General features: G+C 67.4%; 17 protein-coding genes. 8 read left to right on the top strand and 9 right to left on the bottom strand.

Going from position 1 to position 15,592, the window contains the following annotated elements:
* Positions 1–126: 126 nt before the first annotated feature.
* Both CRO50_RS12460 and rnd read left to right on the top strand, forming a co-directional pair.
* The gene (locus CRO50_RS12460; protein WP_097146244.1) at positions 127–1,236 is read left to right on the top strand and encodes an NADH:flavin oxidoreductase; all 1,110 of its coding nucleotides are present in this window, start codon (positions 127–129) and stop codon (positions 1,234–1,236) included.
* A gap of 101 nt (positions 1,237–1,337) precedes the next feature.
* Complete coding sequence (gene rnd, locus CRO50_RS12455; RefSeq protein WP_097146243.1) at positions 1,338–2,498, top strand: ribonuclease D; 1,161 nt, start codon at positions 1,338–1,340, stop codon at positions 2,496–2,498.
* A 3-nt stretch (positions 2,499–2,501) separates the two neighbouring features.
* On the opposite strand, the gene CRO50_RS12450 is transcribed toward rnd, so the two are convergent.
* Positions 2,502–2,942, bottom strand: a complete 441-nt coding sequence (locus CRO50_RS12450; RefSeq protein WP_097146242.1) for a GNAT family N-acetyltransferase — start codon at positions 2,940–2,942, stop codon at positions 2,502–2,504.
* Positions 2,942–3,442, bottom strand: coding sequence for a hypothetical protein (locus CRO50_RS12445; RefSeq protein WP_097146241.1), 501 nt, complete (start codon positions 3,440–3,442; stop codon positions 2,942–2,944). Before CRO50_RS12445 ends, CRO50_RS12450 begins: the two co-directional genes overlap by 1 nt.
* A gap of 147 nt (positions 3,443–3,589) precedes the next feature.
* Here CRO50_RS12445 and CRO50_RS12440 point away from each other — a divergent pair, with 147 nt between their 5' ends.
* Positions 3,590–3,994 (top strand): SufE family protein, encoded by a 405-nt coding sequence (locus CRO50_RS12440; protein WP_097146240.1) that lies wholly within the window; start codon positions 3,590–3,592, stop codon positions 3,992–3,994.
* Positions 3,995–4,016: 22 nt separating this feature from the next.
* Here CRO50_RS12440 and CRO50_RS12435 read toward each other — a convergent pair whose 3' ends face one another.
* The 3 genes from CRO50_RS12435 to CRO50_RS12425 form a co-directional block, all read right to left on the bottom strand.
* On the bottom strand, positions 4,017–4,523 hold the full coding sequence (locus CRO50_RS12435) for a hypothetical protein (RefSeq protein ID WP_097146239.1): 507 nt from the start codon (positions 4,521–4,523) through the stop codon (positions 4,017–4,019).
* Complete coding sequence (locus tag CRO50_RS12430; RefSeq protein ID WP_097146238.1) at positions 4,520–5,161, bottom strand: DUF1638 domain-containing protein; 642 nt, start codon at positions 5,159–5,161, stop codon at positions 4,520–4,522. Before CRO50_RS12430 ends, CRO50_RS12435 begins: the two co-directional genes overlap by 4 nt.
* A 97-nt stretch (positions 5,162–5,258) precedes the next feature.
* Positions 5,259–5,957 (bottom strand): corrinoid protein, encoded by a 699-nt coding sequence (locus tag CRO50_RS12425; protein ID WP_097146237.1) that lies wholly within the window; start codon positions 5,955–5,957, stop codon positions 5,259–5,261.
* 186 nt (positions 5,958–6,143) lie between these two features.
* Between CRO50_RS12425 and CRO50_RS12420 the strand changes: the two genes are divergently transcribed.
* Positions 6,144–7,238, top strand: a complete 1,095-nt coding sequence (locus tag CRO50_RS12420; RefSeq protein ID WP_097146322.1) for a PA0069 family radical SAM protein — start codon at positions 6,144–6,146, stop codon at positions 7,236–7,238.
* A gap of 149 nt (positions 7,239–7,387) precedes the next feature.
* On the opposite strand, the gene bmt is transcribed toward CRO50_RS12420, so the two are convergent.
* The 3 genes from bmt to CRO50_RS12405 all read right to left on the bottom strand — a co-directional run bounded on the left by bmt (position 7,388) and on the right by CRO50_RS12405 (position 10,822).
* Entirely contained in the window at positions 7,388–8,398 is a 1,011-nt protein-coding gene (bmt, locus tag CRO50_RS12415; RefSeq protein WP_097146236.1) for a betaine--homocysteine S-methyltransferase, read from the bottom strand.
* A 38-nt stretch (positions 8,399–8,436) separates the two neighbouring features.
* The gene (locus tag CRO50_RS12410; protein WP_143516915.1) at positions 8,437–10,332 is read right to left on the bottom strand and encodes a phosphatidylglycerol lysyltransferase domain-containing protein; all 1,896 of its coding nucleotides are present in this window, start codon (positions 10,330–10,332) and stop codon (positions 8,437–8,439) included.
* Positions 10,333–10,510: 178 nt separating this feature from the next.
* Positions 10,511–10,822, bottom strand: a complete 312-nt coding sequence (locus tag CRO50_RS12405; protein ID WP_097146234.1) for a DUF1476 domain-containing protein — start codon at positions 10,820–10,822, stop codon at positions 10,511–10,513.
* A gap of 225 nt (positions 10,823–11,047) precedes the next feature.
* On the opposite strand from CRO50_RS12405, the gene purC reads away from it, so the two are divergent.
* Together purC and purS are read left to right on the top strand one after the other, a co-directional pair.
* A complete protein-coding gene (gene purC, locus CRO50_RS12400) occupies positions 11,048–11,806 on the top strand; it encodes a phosphoribosylaminoimidazolesuccinocarboxamide synthase (RefSeq protein ID WP_097146233.1) in 759 nt (252 codons plus the stop codon).
* 14 nt (positions 11,807–11,820) lie between these two features.
* Complete coding sequence (gene purS / locus CRO50_RS12395; protein WP_097146232.1) at positions 11,821–12,054, top strand: phosphoribosylformylglycinamidine synthase subunit PurS; 234 nt, start codon at positions 11,821–11,823, stop codon at positions 12,052–12,054.
* Positions 12,055–12,193: 139 nt separating this feature from the next.
* Here purS and CRO50_RS12390 read toward each other — a convergent pair whose 3' ends face one another.
* Positions 12,194–12,658, bottom strand: coding sequence for a GFA family protein (locus CRO50_RS12390; RefSeq protein ID WP_097146231.1), 465 nt, complete (start codon positions 12,656–12,658; stop codon positions 12,194–12,196).
* A 143-nt stretch (positions 12,659–12,801) separates the two neighbouring features.
* Between CRO50_RS12390 and purQ the strand changes: the two genes are divergently transcribed.
* Positions 12,802–13,470, top strand: coding sequence for a phosphoribosylformylglycinamidine synthase subunit PurQ (gene purQ, locus CRO50_RS12385; RefSeq protein ID WP_097146230.1), 669 nt, complete (start codon positions 12,802–12,804; stop codon positions 13,468–13,470).
* Positions 13,471–13,836: 366 nt separating this feature from the next.
* Positions 13,837–15,591 carry a sensor histidine kinase gene (locus tag CRO50_RS12380; RefSeq protein WP_097146229.1) on the top strand — a complete coding sequence of 585 codons (1,755 nt, stop codon included), beginning with the start codon at positions 13,837–13,839 and terminating at the stop codon, positions 15,589–15,591.
* Position 15,592: the final 1 nt, after the last annotated feature.

Below are 15,592 nucleotides of genomic sequence, written 5' to 3'. Positions count from 1 at the left end.
ACCTCCGGTTCAGCGGGTTTCCTGCAGGTGACCTGGTGCATCACAGGTGCCTGATTGACACTAGGTATCCAACTTATACCTAGGGGGCAACGACAGACTTCCTGTCTCAGCAAAAGAGGATAATCCATGAGCTCCCCCACCGAGACCCTGTTCCGCCCTTTCCGTCTGAAGGGGCTGGAGCTGAAGAACCGTATCGTCATGGCGCCGATGACCCGGGGCATGGCCCCGGAAGGCCAGCCGGGTCAGCCGCAGGTCGACTACTATCGCCGCCGCGCCGAGGGTGAGGTGGGGCTGATCCTCTCCGAGGGCACCGTCATCGACCGCCCGGCCTCGCGCAACCTGCAGGGCATTCCCTTCTTCCACGGTGAGGCCCTCGAGGGCTGGAAGCAGGTCATCGACGGCGTGCATGCGGCGGGCGGCAAGATGGGGCCGCAGATCTGGCACACGGGCTCGACCCGCGCCGGCGAATGGGAACCCGAGGCACCGGTGGAAAGCCCCTCGGGCCTGGTGGGCCCCGGTGATCCGCGCGGCAACGCCATGACCGAAGCCGATATCGAGGCCACCATTGCCGCCTTCGGCAAGGCCGCCGGCGATGCCAAGCGGCTTGGCTTCGACGTGGCCGAGCTGCACGGCGCCCATGGTTACCTGATCGACCAGTTCTTCTGGTCCGGCACCAACCTGCGCGACGACGCCTGGGGTGGCGCCTCGATCGCCGAGCGGTCGCGTTTCGCCGTCGAGGCCGTCCGCGCCGCCCGTGCGGCCGTTGGCCCCGACTTCCCGCTGATCCTGCGCCTGAGCCAATGGAAGCAGCAGGATTACACCACCAAGCTGGCCGTGAACCCGCAGGAGATGGAGCAATGGCTGCAGCCGCTGGTCGAGGCCGGCGTCGACATCATCCACGCCTCGCAGCGTCGCTTCTGGGAACCCGAATTCCCCGAGATCGACGGTGAAGAGGGCCTCAACTTTGCGGGCTGGGCCAAGAAGCTGACCGGCGTGCCGACGATCTCTGTGGGCTCGGTCGGGCTCTCGGGTGAATTCCTCGCCGCCTTCGGTGGCGAAGCCAGCCAGGTGACGCCGCTCGACAAGCTGGTGCGGCGGATGGAGAACGACGAGTTCGACCTGATCGCGGTCGGCCGGGCGCTGCTTTCGGATGCCGACTGGGTGTCCAAGGTCCGCGCCGGTGCCTCGGATCAGCTGCGTGGCTTCAACGCCGCAGACCTGGCAGAGCTTGTGTGACCGGGCAGGGGGGGCAACAGCCCCCCCTTTCCATCCGCGCGCAAGGCAAGTATGACGGGAATTTGAAGGCAGGACGTATCAGGATCAGCAGAAAGCGATAAATGCAGACGATTACCCGCACCGAGGAGCTGGCCGCCTTTTGCGCCGAGGCGAAAAACCATCCCTACGTGACCGTCGATACCGAGTTCCTGCGAGAACGCACCTATTATTCCCAGCTTTGCCTCGTGCAGCTTGCCATGCCGGGCGAGGATGACGAGACCGCCGTGCTGGTCGATCCGCTGTCGAAGGAGCTTTCGCTGGAGCCGCTCTACGAGCTCTTCCGCGATGAGAACGTGGTCAAGGTGTTCCATGCCGCGCGCCAGGATCTGGAGATCTTCTTCGTCGACGCGGGTCTGATCCCCAAGCCACTCTTTGACACCCAGGTTGCCGCCATGGTCTGCGGCTTTGGCGAACAGGTGGGCTACGAGACCCTGGTGCGCCGCATCGCGCGCGAGAGCCTCGACAAGTCGAGCCGCTTCACCGATTGGTCGCGCCGTCCGCTGACCGAGGCGCAGAAGAAATACGCCCTGGCCGATGTGACCCATCTGCGCCGGATCTACGAGTATCTCTCGGCCCAGCTTGAAAAGGACGGCCGCGCCGCCTGGGTGGCCGAGGAGATGGGCATCCTGACCAACCCCGAAACCTATATCGTCCGCCCCGAGGATGCCTGGCAGCGGGTGCGCACCCGCACCAATTCGGGCCGCTTCCTGGGCGTGCTGCGCGAACTGGCGAAGTTCCGCGAGAGCTATGCCCAGTCCCGCAACGTGCCGCGCAACCGGGTCTACAAGGACGACGCGCTGGTCGAGCTGGCCTCGACCAAGCCGCAGTCGCCGCAGGATCTGTCCCGCGCCCGGCTGCTGCTGCGCGAGGCCCGCAAGGGCGAAATCGCCGATGGTATCCTGGCTGCCGTGAAGGCCGGTCTGGAATGCCCCGAGGCGGATCTGCCGAAGCCCGACAAGAGCAAGGAAAAGCTGCAGGTGAACCCGGCGCTGGCCGATATGCTGCGGGTGCTGCTGAAGGCCAAGTCCGACAATGCCGGCGTGGCGCCGAAGCTCATCGCCGCGACCTCCGAGCTTGACGAGCTGGCCGCCGGTCAGCGCGACGTCCCCTCGCTCAGCGGCTGGCGGCGCGATGTCTTCGGAGCGGATGCGATCCGGCTCTGCGAAGGCAAGATCGGCCTCGCCACCAAGGGCCAGAAGGTGATCACCGTCGACCTGGGCTGAGCTCTAGAGCGCCTTTGCGAACCACACACGATCGAAGCCGCCCTCGACACGACGGGCGGTTTCTTCGTATCCAAGGTGCGGATAGATCGCCAGGTTCTCGACCATCTTCGCATTTGTGTAGAGCGTGGCGCGGCTGAAGCCCCGCGCCCGGCCGCTGTCCTCGAAATGCTGCATCAGGGCGCGCCCGATGCCGTGCCCCGCGGCCTCCGGCGCCACGGCGATGCTTTCCAGGAACCAGGCGTCTTCATGGGCGAAGGCCACGGTGTAGCCCAGCACACCGCCATCGCCGTCCCAGACCGAAACCTGTCCGGCGGCGATCTGGGCCGGGACATCGGCGAGCATGGGCGCGGGCTTGCGCCCGATCAGCGGGATGTAGCGGGCATAGGCGGACCTTGCGCAGGCGGCGACCTGAGCGGCATCCCCTGGTCGCGCCGCGCGGATCATCAGCGGCGCGAGGTCAGGGCGTTGGAGGCGCTCAGCACCTCGATGGTGCGGACCTGGGCCAGCTCGGTATCCGAGAGCCGGACCGCAGCGGTGTAGCGGCGGGTCTGGACCGGGCCGGTGGCGGGGAATTCGGGCAGGTAGGTGACCATCTCGTAGCGGGCCACGCCGGGGGTGCCGGGCAGCTCGCGCAGGCCTACGTCGAAGCTGCGCACCGAGCTCGAGATCCCGGTCACGCGGACGATGGCCCCGCCGGGGATGCGTTCGACCACCAGGCCTTCGAGGCCTGCAATGCGGTCACGCAGGTCTGCGTCGGGCTTGTTGGCGAAGGCAGATCGCTTGGGGATCAGCGGATTGTCCTGGGCGGCGGCTTCCGCGGCGCTCAGCTCTCGGGATTCGGCGCTGCCGAACCAGTTGAACGGGTTCAGGCGGCTGTCCCGCACGTAGCCGCAGCCAGAGACCCCGAGGGCCGCGATGAGCAGGACGGGAAGAAACTTGCGCATGGATGATCCCCTTGTCGTTCCCAAAACCTCTAGCGCGTTGCGGAGGTCTTGAAAAGCCGGGGCTTTTCGCCAGATGGGCAGGGGCAGGGGCTGGACCTTCGCCGCCGGCTGTCCTAGGCCCGGTGAGAGAGCGAAAAGGAGAGCCCCATGGCCCAGGAGGCCTTCGAAGACATCGTTGCCGATTTCGAGTTTCTCGAGGATTGGGAAGACCGCTATCGCCATGTGATCGAGCTTGGCAAGGCCATGCCGCCGCTCGATGATGCGCTGAAGGTCCCCGCCACCAAGGTGGATGGCTGTGCCAGCCAGGTCTGGCTGCACATGCGGCCCCAGGAGGGCATCTTCCATTTCGACGGCGAGAGCGATGCGATGATCGTGCGCGGCCTCATCGCCGTTCTGCATGCGCTTTACGACGGTGTGCCGATGACCGACCTCGGCAAGATCGACGCCCAGGCCGAACTGGCGCGGCTCAGCCTTCAGGATCACCTCTCGGCGCAGCGCTCGAACGGGCTGCGGGCGATGATCCAGCGTATCCGGGAACAGGCGACCGCCTGAACAGGCGGGACCGGGGCGGTCCTCAGCCGGGCAGATAGCCCCTGAGGCCGTGGAACCACAGGTCGATCTCGAGCGCGAGGCCGACCTCGAAATCATTCAGCTCCGCGCCGCTCCAGCGGTGCTGCTCGAGCCGGGCGAGGTAGTCGCGCCGGGCCTGGTCGTCCTTGCCGGACAGCGGTAGGGTCTCGGCGGCGCGCAGCAGGTCGATGCGCTTGTGCACCTCGCGCATGCCCGAGAAGGCCTCCATCATCGGGCGGGTCAGCTGCGGGTCCTTCTGCCAGGAGCGGCCGGCGAAGACCTCCTGCACCACGCGGTTGCCGGCGCCGAGGCAATCATAGGCGACACAGCCCGGAAAGCCCTCGGCGGTCAGCCTGTCGTGGATAGAGCACTGGTGGCCCGAGAGGTTGCGGCAGGGCTCGCCCGGATTCTTGTCGAAGGCGAAGTCATCCCCCTTGTCGAAAGCCAGCGCCAGGCAGCAGAGCGCGGCGCAGCGGGAACAATCGGTGGCGAGGATGTTGTCGTCGGTCACTTGGCTGTCCGTTCCAGGGCGGTGGCGAGGTCGCCATATCCCGTGAAACGGCGGGTGAATGCAAGGCCCAGCCTGTCGGCGGCCTCCTGGGCGCGGGCGGTCAGCGCCGGGTCCTCGGTCTGGGCCAGGTAGACCAGGCTTTCGTAGTGGCCGAAGTACATCGGCAGCAGCTCTGGATGACGGTCGAGGCCGAGGGGCTTCCAGACGAAGGCGTCGAACTGGCGGGCCAGGAAATCGGTGAGATAGAAGGCGGTGATCTCGTCGCAGGCCGCGAAGGTCTCGACCCCGTCGAAGAAGGCGTAGCAATGGGCGCCGGGCAGCATCTCGACCCCCAGCCGGTCGCATTCGGCCTGCAGCAGCCCCCCGGTGCCGCAATCGCCGTAGAGCACCATGATCCGTTCGTAGCGGCTGCGCTGCGCCTCGACGGCGGCGGTGACGGCGGGGGTGATGCGCTCGGGCGTGTTGTGCAGGATGGCGGGCAGGCAGAGCAGCTCGATATGCTGCCAGCCATTGAGCCGTTTCAGCGCCAGCACCTCATGGGCGAGAGCGCCGCAGGCGATCAGCAGAAGCGGCGCGCGGCCCTCGCTGAGGTCGGCGCCCTGGCTGGTCAGGATCTGGTCGCTTGGAATATCGGGCATGCTCTGGCCCCGGCCTTGGGGTGGGTGAAACCCACCACGTAGATGGGGGCGCGGGCTGGAAGCCCGCGCCACACGGGCGTTGATCAGGCCGGCAGGCTCAGGCGGGGGCCTGGTTGTGCTTGCGGGCGATGAAGGTCTTGGCGGTTTCGACCGCCACGGCAGCATCGCGGCAATAGGCATCGGCACCGATCGCGCGGCCAAATTCCTCGTTCAGCGGCGCGCCACCCACCAGGACGATGTAGTCATCGCGGATGCCCTGGTCCTTCATCGTGTCGATGACGACCTTCATGTAGGGCATGGTGGTGGTCAGCAGGGCCGACATGCCGAGGATATCGGGCTGCTCTTTCGCGATGGCTTCGAGATAGGCTTCGACGGCGTTGTTGATGCCGAGGTCGATGACCTCGAAGCCCGCGCCTTCCATCATCATCGAGACCAGGTTCTTGCCGATGTCGTGGATGTCGCCCTTCACCGTGCCGATGACCATCTTGCCGATGGTGCGGGCGCCGGTTTCGGCCAGCAGCGGCTTCAGGATGGCCATGCCGCCCTTCATCGCATTGGCCGCCAGCAGCACCTCGGGCACGAAGAGGATACCATCGCGGAAATCGGCGCCGACGATGGTCATGCCGCCGACAAGCGCCTCGGTCAGGATGCGGTAGGGTTCCCAGCCGCGTTCCAGAAGGATGTTCACCCCTTCCTCGATCTCTTCCCTCATCCCGTCATAGAGGTCGTCCATCATCTGCTGGACGAGTTCCTCGTCATCGAGGTCGGCGAGAATGATATCTTCTTCGTCGGACATTGGTCGGTCTTCCCATATTCCTGCGCGCTTACCCGAAGGCATCCTTCAGCCTTGTCGCAAGGTGGCCATCCTGACTTTCCGAAATGCGACAGATGAGTGAGTGCCGACGACCATTACAGGGCGAAGGGAAAGAATTTCTGAAAAGGAATCATGGCGCGGCGAAAGTGGCAGAGCTATGTTCCCCATATGTTCCATGATCCTGCCCATCCGATCGACAAGAGCCGCCGCAAGGGACGCGCCGCTGCCTCAAACGAGGCGGGGCGCTACGAGAAACTCGTCTCGGTGCCCGTGGATGACGGCTGGGAGGTGGTCGAGGACGAGGTGCCGCAGATCCGCACCGAGCTGCGCCAGGAACGCGCGCGTTCCATGATCAGCTACAACCGCTCGCCGGATCTGCCCTTCGACCGTTCGATCAACCCCTACCGCGGCTGCGAGCACGGCTGCATCTATTGCTTTGCCCGCCCCACCCATGCCTACCTCGGCCTCTCGCCGGGGCTGGATTTCGAGACCCGCCTGGTCGCCCGCCCCAATGCCGCCGAGGTGCTGGCCAGCGAGCTGGGCAAGCGCAGCTACAAGGTGGCGCCGCTGGCCATCGGCACCAATACCGATCCCTATCAGCCCGTCGACAAGTCCTGTGGCATCATGCGCGACTGCCTAGAGGTGCTCTGGGAACATCGCCACCCGGTGGCCATCGTCACCAAGGGCACCGGCATCCTGCGGGACCTCGATATCCTGCGCAAGATGGCCAAGCTGGGGCTGGTGCGGGTCGGGATCTCGGTCACCTCGCTGGACCGCGATCTGGCCCGCCGGATGGAGCCCCGCGTGCCACCACCCGAGAAACGGCTGCAGGTGATCCGCTCGCTGGCGCGGGCCGGGGTGCCGGTGCGGGCCATGGTCTCTCCGGTGGTGCCGGGCCTGACCGATGCCGAGATCGAGACGATCCTGGCCGCCTGCGCCGGCGCCGGCGCCAGCTCGGCCAGCTGGATCATGCTGCGCCTGCCGCAGGAGGTCTCTCCGCTGTTCCAGGACTGGCTGGCAGAGCATTACCCCGACCGCGCCAAGCGGGTGATGACCCGGCTGCGCGAGATGCATGGCGGCAAGGATTATTCCTCGGACTGGCACAAGCGGATGCGCGGCGAGGGAGCCTATGCGGCCATGGTGGCGCAGCGCTTCCGGGCGGCGGTGAAACGGCTGGGGCTGGATACCGCCCAGCCCGATCTGCGCTGCGATCTCTTCCGGGTGCCGGTGAAGCCGGGCGAGCAGCTGTCGCTTTTCGACTGAGGCGCCCGGTCAGGGCCCATTGCGCGCCATGACACGCGCAGGCGCCGGCCCAGGGACCGGCGCACAGCCGCGTTTCTCGCTGCCGCAAGTGACGTGCCATGCAGCAGGCGGGCCGCCCAGGGCGGCACCAGCCTGAAGCCTTTCGGCGCTCAGCCGCGGCGGCGGCGGTTGCGGCGGGGCGCGGGGACGTCGTCTCCGGTGCCGTCGGAGGCGGAAGAGAAGCCGCCCAGGAGCGCGGTGATCTGGTCCAGCGTCGGACGCGGGCCGCGCGGGCGGGTCGACAGGGCGTCATGCATCTTCTCGAGATGTGCCGCCATGGTGCCACAGCAGCCGCCGATGATCGTGGCACCGCAATCGCGGGCCATGACGGCATATTCGGCCATCAGCTCGGGCGTGCCGTCGTAGTGGATATGGCCATCCTCGTACTTGGGGATGCCGGCATTGCCCTTGGCGATGATCGGACGCTCCACCCCATGGGCCGAGAAGCCCAGCACGGTGCGCAGCAGGTCCGAGGCGCCGACACCGCAATTGGCCCCGAAGGCCATGGGCGGATTGTCGAGGCCGCGTACCAGCTTCACCATGTCTTCCGAGGTCAGCCCCATCATGGTGCGCCCGGCGGTGTCGAAGCTCATGGTGCCGCACCAGGGCATGTCGGCCAGCTTGAAGGCCTCGGCGGCGGCGGCATATTCCTCGGGCGCCGAGATGGTCTCGAGCCAGAGCACATCGGCGCCGCCCTCCTTCAGACCTTCGGCCTGTTCGTGGAACATCTCGACGGCGAGCTCATGGGTGAGCGGGCCCATGGGGGCCATGATCTCTCCGGTCGGGCCGACGGAGCCGGCGACCACCACGACGCGCCCGGAGGCATCCGCCACCTCGCGGCCGATCTCGGCGGCGGCGCGGTTCAGCTCGCGCACCTGGCCCTCTGCACCGTGTAGCTTCAGTCGAGAGGCATTGCCGCCGAAGCTGTTGGTCAGGAAGATATCCGAGCCGGCATCGACGGCGAGGGAATAGAGCGTCTTTATGCGGTCGGGGTGTTCGAGGTTCCAAATCTCGGGCGCATCGCCCGAGCTGAGGCCCATGTTGAACAGGTTGGTCCCCGTGGCGCCATCGGCCATCAGCCAGTCACGGGTTTCCAGCAGGCGGGACAGGGCATTGCTCATCGCGGCTCTCCTTGATGGCGCTTGTGCGGCAGCGGACCCTAGCGGGGCCGGGGTGAATCCCTCCCTCCATACGCAAGGGGGGCAGCCGAGGAAAGGGGATCATCGGCGGTGATCGCGGGCCGGCGCATGGCAAGCGCCAGATCAAGCGCGCCCAGCACAAGGGACAGGCGGCCCGGCGCGGCCATGTAGAGGCGCTGGCGGCGCGGTGCGAAGCTTTCCTTGAAGCGGGTCAGACCGGCGCCGCCGGAGCGCTGCGCCACGAGGCGGCGCAGCCGGGCCGAGAGCGGGGGCTCTTCCTCCCTGGCCGCGGGCATGGCGGCCAGCGAGAGCGGCAGCCGCAAGCGGCGGGCATCCTCGAGCGCGGCGCAGATCAGCGCATGCATGGTGCCATCCGGCAGATCCCCTCCGTGGCGCATCAGGTCGAGGCAGAGCTGGTTGTGGTTCTGATGGAAGGTGACGAAGGCAACCAGGTGGCCGTGCTGCCGCGCCCCGTAGACCCGCTGCGCCTGCACGTAGGAGGGGGCATAGCGCCCGGTCGAGAGGCCGCGTGCCCGGCCATGGGTGCGTTTCCACTCGGCGTCGAGGCGGGCCATCTCGGGGAAGGGAAGCTCGGTCGCGCGGGTCACCTCGATCCCGGCCTTGGCGGCCTGGCGCAGCTTGCGACGCAACTGGCGATGGCGCGGCCCCTCCAGCGAAAAGGCACCGGGGTCGATGAGCGCCTCGTCGGCCACATGCAGCAGATGCCAGCCCGCCCGGCGCGCCTCGACCGCCTGGCGGGCCGAGCACTTGTAGACGATCGGCATCCGGTTCGAGCCGCGCGCCGCCTGGACCAGCCGGGGCAGCAGCGGCGCCAGCGACCCCGCCAGCGGGTCGAAGAGCAGGGTCAGGGTCTGGGGGGTATCGACGCAGAGCCCGCCCGCGCTGGCCGAGCCCAGAAGCCGCGCGCCGTTCTGCCGCGCCACGCCGCTTTCGGCGCGCGGGGCGTGCTCCAGCAGCAGGTCGGGCACCTGTCGCGGCACCTGGGCGCGGTTCGCCGGGTCCTGTGCCGGGCGCGGGCGAAAGACATGGGCGGCGGCCAGGGCGCCGGGGATCAGGTAGTAGACCAGTCGGAAGGCGAGGATGGCCGCGATCAGCTCTTCTTCCGCGAGCTCGGGCAGCAGGGCCAGCAGCGAGAGCTCGAAGGGGCCGATGCCGCCGGGGGTGCCGGCAAAGAGCCCGGCGCCGAGCGCCAGCAGGAAGACCGGCAGGTAGCTGGCGAAGCCCGGCGCCTCGGGCAGCAGCACCCAGAGCGCGGCAGCGGCGGCGCAGGTGTCGATGGCGGCGAAGACGGTGATGGCGGTCATGGCCTGCAGCGAGGGGAAGCGGAAGCGCAGCCGCGCCACCTTGAGCTCGGGCACGAAGAGGGCGATGGCCGGCAGGGTGAGGAAGATCGCCAGCGCCATGAGCGCCAGCCACTGCGGCAGCAGCTGCGGCGCGAGAAGAAGACAGGCGGCGGCGGTGACCAGCGCCCAGGCCACCAGGAAGGAGGCCGAGACCGCCGCCGTCACCTGCGCCGCGCGCAGCGGGCCCAGCCGGGGCAGCAGACGCCAGCGCGCCAGGGTGCCGGTGACCACGCCGAGGCCCAGAAGCTGCGCCAGCGCGATGGCCGAGATCCCCGAAAGCTGCGCCTCGCGGTCCGGGATGGCGGTGCGCAGGTGGCGATGGATCACCCCGTCGTAGCGTCCGAGCGCCCAGAACGAGAGCGCCGTGGCCAGCCCGGCCAGCAGCCATTGCGCGGCCCGCACCTCGCTCAGCGCCTGGGAGATCTGTTGCGGATCAAGCCCGCCCAGCCTGTTGCGCAGCAGCCAGAGGCAGGCGATGCCCACCACCAGAGGGGCCACGTAGCGCAGCCCGCGCCGGTATCCGCGCTGCGGGACTTGCAGAACCTGCGTCATCACCTTCCCCTTGCTCCCCATCGGGGAACAGGAGGTAGGCAAGCTTTCTTGCCAGCCCCTTAACGCGGGACCAGCTGGATGCGCTGCATTCTATCGGCCGGCCATGGGCCGGATGCGACGGATGCGACGAGGGGGGTGCGAAAACCGGGCCCCTGTGGCGGGGCCCGGTTACCGTGTCTCAGGTGTCGGCGAGCGCGGCCTTGGCCTCGGCCAGGGCGCGGGCATGCCGGGCGCGTATGTCGGCCTCGTCGGCTCGCCCCGAGAGATCCTCGACCAGCTTGCCGATGACATCCTCATGGCCCGGCTCGCTCAGATCGGCCTTTACCAGCGAGGTGGCATAGGCCTCGGCGGCCTCGCCATCGAGTTCCAGGAGGCCGGCCGCCCATTGCCCGAGCGCCCGGTTGCATCGCGCCTCGGCGCGGAACAGCATCTCGCTGTCATGGGCAAACTTGGCTTCAAAGGCGGCTTCACGGTCTTTCAGACTGGACATACAGGCGTCCTCCTCTTCACAGTGACGGCAGCGGGATAGCGGCTGCGGGTTCAGGATACTGCCAGCCTGACCCTGCGTGAAGCGGGAATGCCCCACGCCCTATGACGTTTCCGCGACAGGGCGCAGCCGTTGCGACTGCCCGCTGCTTGCCCCGCGCCCGGGCTTCGACTAAGAGGGCCGGATACGGGGCCGAGTCCCGATTTCCCGCATGAAAGGCCAGTGCCCATGGCGCGACGCAAGAAAATCTACGAAGGCAAGGCCAAGATTCTATATGAAGGCCCCGAGCCGGGGACCATCGTTCAGTATTTCAAGGATGACGCCACCGCGTTCAACGCCCAGAAAAAGGACGTGATCGAGGGCAAGGGGGTTCTCAACAACCGCCTGAGCGAATTCTTCATGACCGGGCTGAACAACATCGGCGTGCCGACCCACTTCCTGCGTCGGCTGAACATGCGCGAGCAGCTCTGCCGCTCCTGCGAGATCATCCCGCTGGAAGTCATCGTGCGCAACGTGGCTGCGGGCTCCATGTCCAAGCGTCTCGGCATCGAGGAGGGCACCCAGCTGCCGCGCCCGATCGTCGAGTACTGCCTGAAGAACGATGACCTCGGCGACCCGCTGGTCACCGAAGAGCACATTGCCGCCTTCGGCTGGGCCAGCCAGCAGGACATGGACGATATCGTCCACCTGGCGCTGCGCGTGAACGACTTCCTCTCGGGTGTCATGATGGCGGTCGGCATCAAGCTGGTCGACTTCAAGATCGAGATCGGCCGGGTCTACGAGGGCGATTTCCAGCGCCTCGTGGTGGCCGACGAGATCAGCCCCGACAGCTGCCGCCTCTGGGATATCGAGAGCGGCAAGCACCTGGACAAGGACGTGTTCCGCCGCGACCTGGGCTCGCTCACCGATGCCTACACGGAAGTGGCCCAGCGTCTTGGCGTCCTGCCGCGCTCTGCCGGCACCACCAAGCCCACACTGATCAACTGAAGGAGCCAGGCGCGATGAAAGCCCGTGTCCATGTCATGCTGAAAACCGGCGTTCTCGACCCCCAGGGCGAGGCGGTCCGCCATGCGCTTGGCGGCCTTGGTTTCGACGGTGTCGAAGGCGTCCGCCAGGGCAAGGTGATCGAGCTGGATCTGGCCGATGGCACCTCCGAGGCGACGGTGACCGAGATGTGCGAGAAGCTTCTCGCCAATACGGTGATCGAAAGCTACTCGATCGAGATGAACGCCTGATCAGGCGTCATCCGCTTCGCAAGTTCTGAAAAGTCCCGCCGCGCGTCCCGCCGGCGGGACTTTTTCGTCCGGCACTGCCGAAAGCACGGCAGGCTTGGTCCGGGCTCCTGCCGGGACAGGTCTGCCCGGCGCGAGCCCGTCAGGGGCGGGCGCGGGCGAAGGCGGCGATCAGCTCGGGGAAGGCTGCGGGGTCCGGGAAACGGTCGAAGGCATGCGGTGCCAGCTCGGGCACCCAGGGCAGGGCCTCGGCCCGCTGGGTCTCGATGAAGGGCTCTGTCCAGGCGGGCGCGTCGAAGAGCGCCGGGCGCAGGTTGACGAAATCCATCCCGGCGACATCCGTGTAGCACCAGCTGTGGCACTGCGGGCAGGCGTAGTGGGTCAGCATATCGCTGTCGCCGCGCCCGGCCTCGACCGGCGCGCCAGCGGTGACCTTGAAGGCATCGCGCATGACCATCATGGTAAGCGAGAAGGCGCTGGAGGACATCTTTCGGCAACCGTCGCAATGGCAGGCGGCGGTCATGAAGGGTGGCGCGGTGATCTGCATCTGCAGGGCGCCGCAGCGACAGGACCCCGTGGCTGGTTCGTGGGCTGTGGGGTGTGGCATGCGCGCTCTCCGTCCCTTGCAGGGCCGGGGCTAGCATATCGCGCCGGCACGGGCGAGCTTTCTCTCGGCGGCGCAGGCTTGATCCGCCAGCACCTTGCGCGTAAGAGCCTGATCAGATCCCATCCCGCGCCACGGAGCCTGCCATGAAAGCCGCCGTCCTCGTCTTCCCCGGTTCGAATTGCGACCGTGACCTGCAAGTGGCCTTCGAGAAGGCCGGCGCCGAGGTCTCGATGGTCTGGCACAAGGAAGCGGAGCTGCCAGAGGGGGTGGATATCGTCGGTGTGCCGGGCGGTTTCTCCTATGGCGACTACCTGCGCTGCGGCGCCATCGCGGCGAACAGCCCGATCTGCGCCTCGCTGAAAACCCATGTCGAGCGCGGTGGCTATGCCATCGGCGTCTGCAACGGCTTCCAGGTGCTGACCGAGACCCGCATCCTGCCCGGCGCCCTGCTGCGCAATGCCAACCTGAAGTACATCTGCAAGACGGTGCCGCTGAAGGTGCAGACCTCTGACAGCATCTTCACCCGCGCCTACAACGCCGGCACTGTGGCCCATATCCCGATTGCCCACCACGACGGCAACTACCAGGCGGATGCGGAGCTTCTGGCCGAACTGCGCGGTGAGGATCGGGTGGCCTTCACCTACGAGGACAACCCCAATGGCTCGGCCGGCGATATCGCCGGCGTGCTCTCGGCCAACCGCCGGGTGCTGGGCATGATGCCCCACCCCGAGCGCGCCGCCGATGCAGGCCATGGCGGTGTCGATGGCGCGGGCGTGTTCCAGGGCATCATGGACGCCCTGGTCGAGGCCTGAGGTCCTGACGCCTGAACCCGTGACGGGCCGGGCAGGGGGCGCTGCCCCCGTCCGCTGACGCGGACTCCCCCGGAGTACTTTCAGCCTGGTGATGAGACCAGGGCCGCAAGGACAGGCGGCCTCCTTCTCCGTGAAGAGCGTGCCACGCTCCCCTTGCGAAAGTAGGGGGCCCGGAAGGGCTCTGACCCGCTGCATCACCAGGCCTGAAATACTCCCGCCGGAGGCCTCCGGACGGTGCGGCGCATCACCTCCGCCGGCTCACGGGGCGCTCGGCTCTGCCCCGGACCCGGCAGATCGGCGCTTTGCCGCCTGTCACCATGCGGAGCCGCCTTGAGCGCCCCCCTGCCGCCGGTGTAATTTGCCGCAATGGATGCAACTTCCGCCCCCGGCGGCCTGCCTGGCCGCACCATCTCCTGGCGTGCGCGCATCGCGCTGGCGCTCTTTCTCGTCGTGGTGGTGGCCATCATGGCGGTGACCAACGTCATGCTGATGAGCCGCTACACCGAGCCGACCCGCACGCGGGCCGAGCTGAGGCTGGCGCTTTTCGGGGCCAACATCGTCAGCGAATTGCAGCTGAATTCCATCGTGCCGCAGCTGCTGGCCCGCGACCAGGAGCTCATCGGGGCGCTCAACTCCGGCGATTACTCGAGCTCGACCCAGCGGTTGATGTCCTTCCTCGACGAAATCAGCGCCGCAAGCCTCGTGCTGCTGGACGAGGACGGGCGCATCGTGGCCGCCACCGACCGCACCCGGCTTGGCGAGAACCACCGCCAGAGCCGCTACTTCGTCGAGGCGCAGCGCGCCAATGGCACCGTCTTCAGCACCATCCCGCGCGAGAGCAGCGGCTATTCCTTCTATTATTCGCGCCGGATCGAGTACCAGGGCCAGATGATCGGTGTGATCATGGTCGAGGCCGACCTGGCCAAGTTCGAACGCTCCTGGGCCGGCATCTCGGATGCACTGGCGGTGAAGGACAGCGAGGGCCGGGTGATCCTGTCGACGGAACCGCTGTGGCGCGGGCTGACCGAGGAAGAGGCCGTGGCGCGCGAAACGCCGGCCTCGGCCATAGAGCGGGCGCTCTTTGCCACCACCGACTGGACCACCGACGTGGATGGCTACCTGGAGGGCGAGGCGGTGATGCGTGTCGCCTCTCGCATTCCCTTCCGCGGCTGGCAGGTTGTCAGCTACACCTCCTACCAATCGGTGCGTGAGCGGGTGAACGGGGTGCTGGCGCTCGAGATCATGGGCTTTGCCATGCTGCTGGCGCTGGCCTTCTACGTGCTCAGCCGCAAGACCATGCTGCGCCTGGCGCTCTTCCAGCGGGAATCGGCGGACCTGCGGGCGCTGAACGAGCGCCTGCAGCGGGAAATCGCCGAGCGTGAACGGATGGAAAAGAACCTGGAGGTGGCCGAGCAGACCATCGCCCAGAGCCAGAAGCTGGCCGCCCTGGGCGAGATGTCGGCCGCCGTGGCCCATGAGTTGAACCAGCCCCTGGCGGCGATGAAGACCTACCTGGCGGGCGCGCAGCTTCTGCTGCGCCGGGCCCGCCCCGACGAGGCGCTGGCCTCGTTCAGCCGCATCGACGACCTGATCGGGCGCATGGGCGCCATCACCCGGCAGCTGAAGAGCTATGCGCGCACGGGCGGCGATGCCTTCACCCAGGTCGACGTGGCCGAGGCCCTGGCCTCGTCCCTGTCGATGATGGAGCCGCAGCTGCGCCAGCGCCGGGTGCGCATCACCCGGGCGCTGCCGGAAAAGCCGGTGCTGGTCATGGCCGACCGGGTGCGGCTCGAGCAGGTGATGATCAACCTGCTGAAGAACGCCCTGGATGCCACGGCCAACGTGGACCAGGCGCAGATCGACATCATCCTGTCGGCGGGCGAGACGGCCATGCTGACGGTGCGCGACAACGGCGAGGGGATCCAGGATCTCGATGCGCTGTTTGAACCTTTCTACACCACCAAGCAGCCCGGTGACGGCACCGGGCTCGGGCTGGCGATCTCCTCTGGCATCATCGCGGATCTGGGCGGCAGGCTCACGGCACGGAACGCAGAGGCGGGTGGGGCTGTTTTTGAAGTACAGCTTCCTATCTTGTCCGAGGACATCGAGGCAGCCGAATAAA

This window comes from Pseudooceanicola antarcticus (genome assembly GCF_900215355.1).
Classification (GTDB): Bacteria; Pseudomonadota; Alphaproteobacteria; order Rhodobacterales; family Rhodobacteraceae; genus Pseudooceanicola; species Pseudooceanicola antarcticus.
This window is presented reverse-complemented; position numbering and strand designations above follow the sequence as displayed.

Excerpts from the sequence above, each read along its gene's own strand:
- CRO50_RS12460 (WP_097146244.1), top strand. The coding sequence starts at position 127 with ATGAGCTCCCCCACCGAGACCCTGTTCCGCCCTTTCCGTCTGAAGGGG.
- rnd (WP_097146243.1), top strand. The coding sequence starts at position 1,338 with ATGCAGACGATTACCCGCACCGAGGAGCTGGCCGCCTTTTGCGCCGAG.
- CRO50_RS12450 (WP_097146242.1), bottom strand. The coding sequence starts at position 2,942 with ATGATCCGCGCGGCGCGACCAGGGGATGCCGCTCAGGTCGCCGCCTGC.
- CRO50_RS12445 (WP_097146241.1), bottom strand. The coding sequence starts at position 3,442 with ATGCGCAAGTTTCTTCCCGTCCTGCTCATCGCGGCCCTCGGGGTCTCT.
- CRO50_RS12440 (WP_097146240.1), top strand. The coding sequence starts at position 3,590 with ATGGCCCAGGAGGCCTTCGAAGACATCGTTGCCGATTTCGAGTTTCTC.
- CRO50_RS12430 (WP_097146238.1), bottom strand. The coding sequence starts at position 5,161 with ATGCCCGATATTCCAAGCGACCAGATCCTGACCAGCCAGGGCGCCGAC.
- CRO50_RS12425 (WP_097146237.1), bottom strand. The coding sequence starts at position 5,957 with ATGTCCGACGAAGAAGATATCATTCTCGCCGACCTCGATGACGAGGAA.
- CRO50_RS12420 (WP_097146322.1), top strand. The coding sequence starts at position 6,144 with ATGTTCCATGATCCTGCCCATCCGATCGACAAGAGCCGCCGCAAGGGA.
- bmt (WP_097146236.1), bottom strand. The coding sequence starts at position 8,398 with ATGAGCAATGCCCTGTCCCGCCTGCTGGAAACCCGTGACTGGCTGATG.
- CRO50_RS12410 (WP_143516915.1), bottom strand. The coding sequence starts at position 10,332 with ATGACGCAGGTTCTGCAAGTCCCGCAGCGCGGATACCGGCGCGGGCTG.
- CRO50_RS12405 (WP_097146234.1), bottom strand. The coding sequence starts at position 10,822 with ATGTCCAGTCTGAAAGACCGTGAAGCCGCCTTTGAAGCCAAGTTTGCC.
- purC (WP_097146233.1), top strand. The coding sequence starts at position 11,048 with ATGGCGCGACGCAAGAAAATCTACGAAGGCAAGGCCAAGATTCTATAT.
- purS (WP_097146232.1), top strand. The coding sequence starts at position 11,821 with ATGAAAGCCCGTGTCCATGTCATGCTGAAAACCGGCGTTCTCGACCCC.
- CRO50_RS12390 (WP_097146231.1), bottom strand. The coding sequence starts at position 12,658 with ATGCCACACCCCACAGCCCACGAACCAGCCACGGGGTCCTGTCGCTGC.
- purQ (WP_097146230.1), top strand. The coding sequence starts at position 12,802 with ATGAAAGCCGCCGTCCTCGTCTTCCCCGGTTCGAATTGCGACCGTGAC.
- CRO50_RS12380 (WP_097146229.1), top strand. The coding sequence starts at position 13,837 with ATGGATGCAACTTCCGCCCCCGGCGGCCTGCCTGGCCGCACCATCTCC.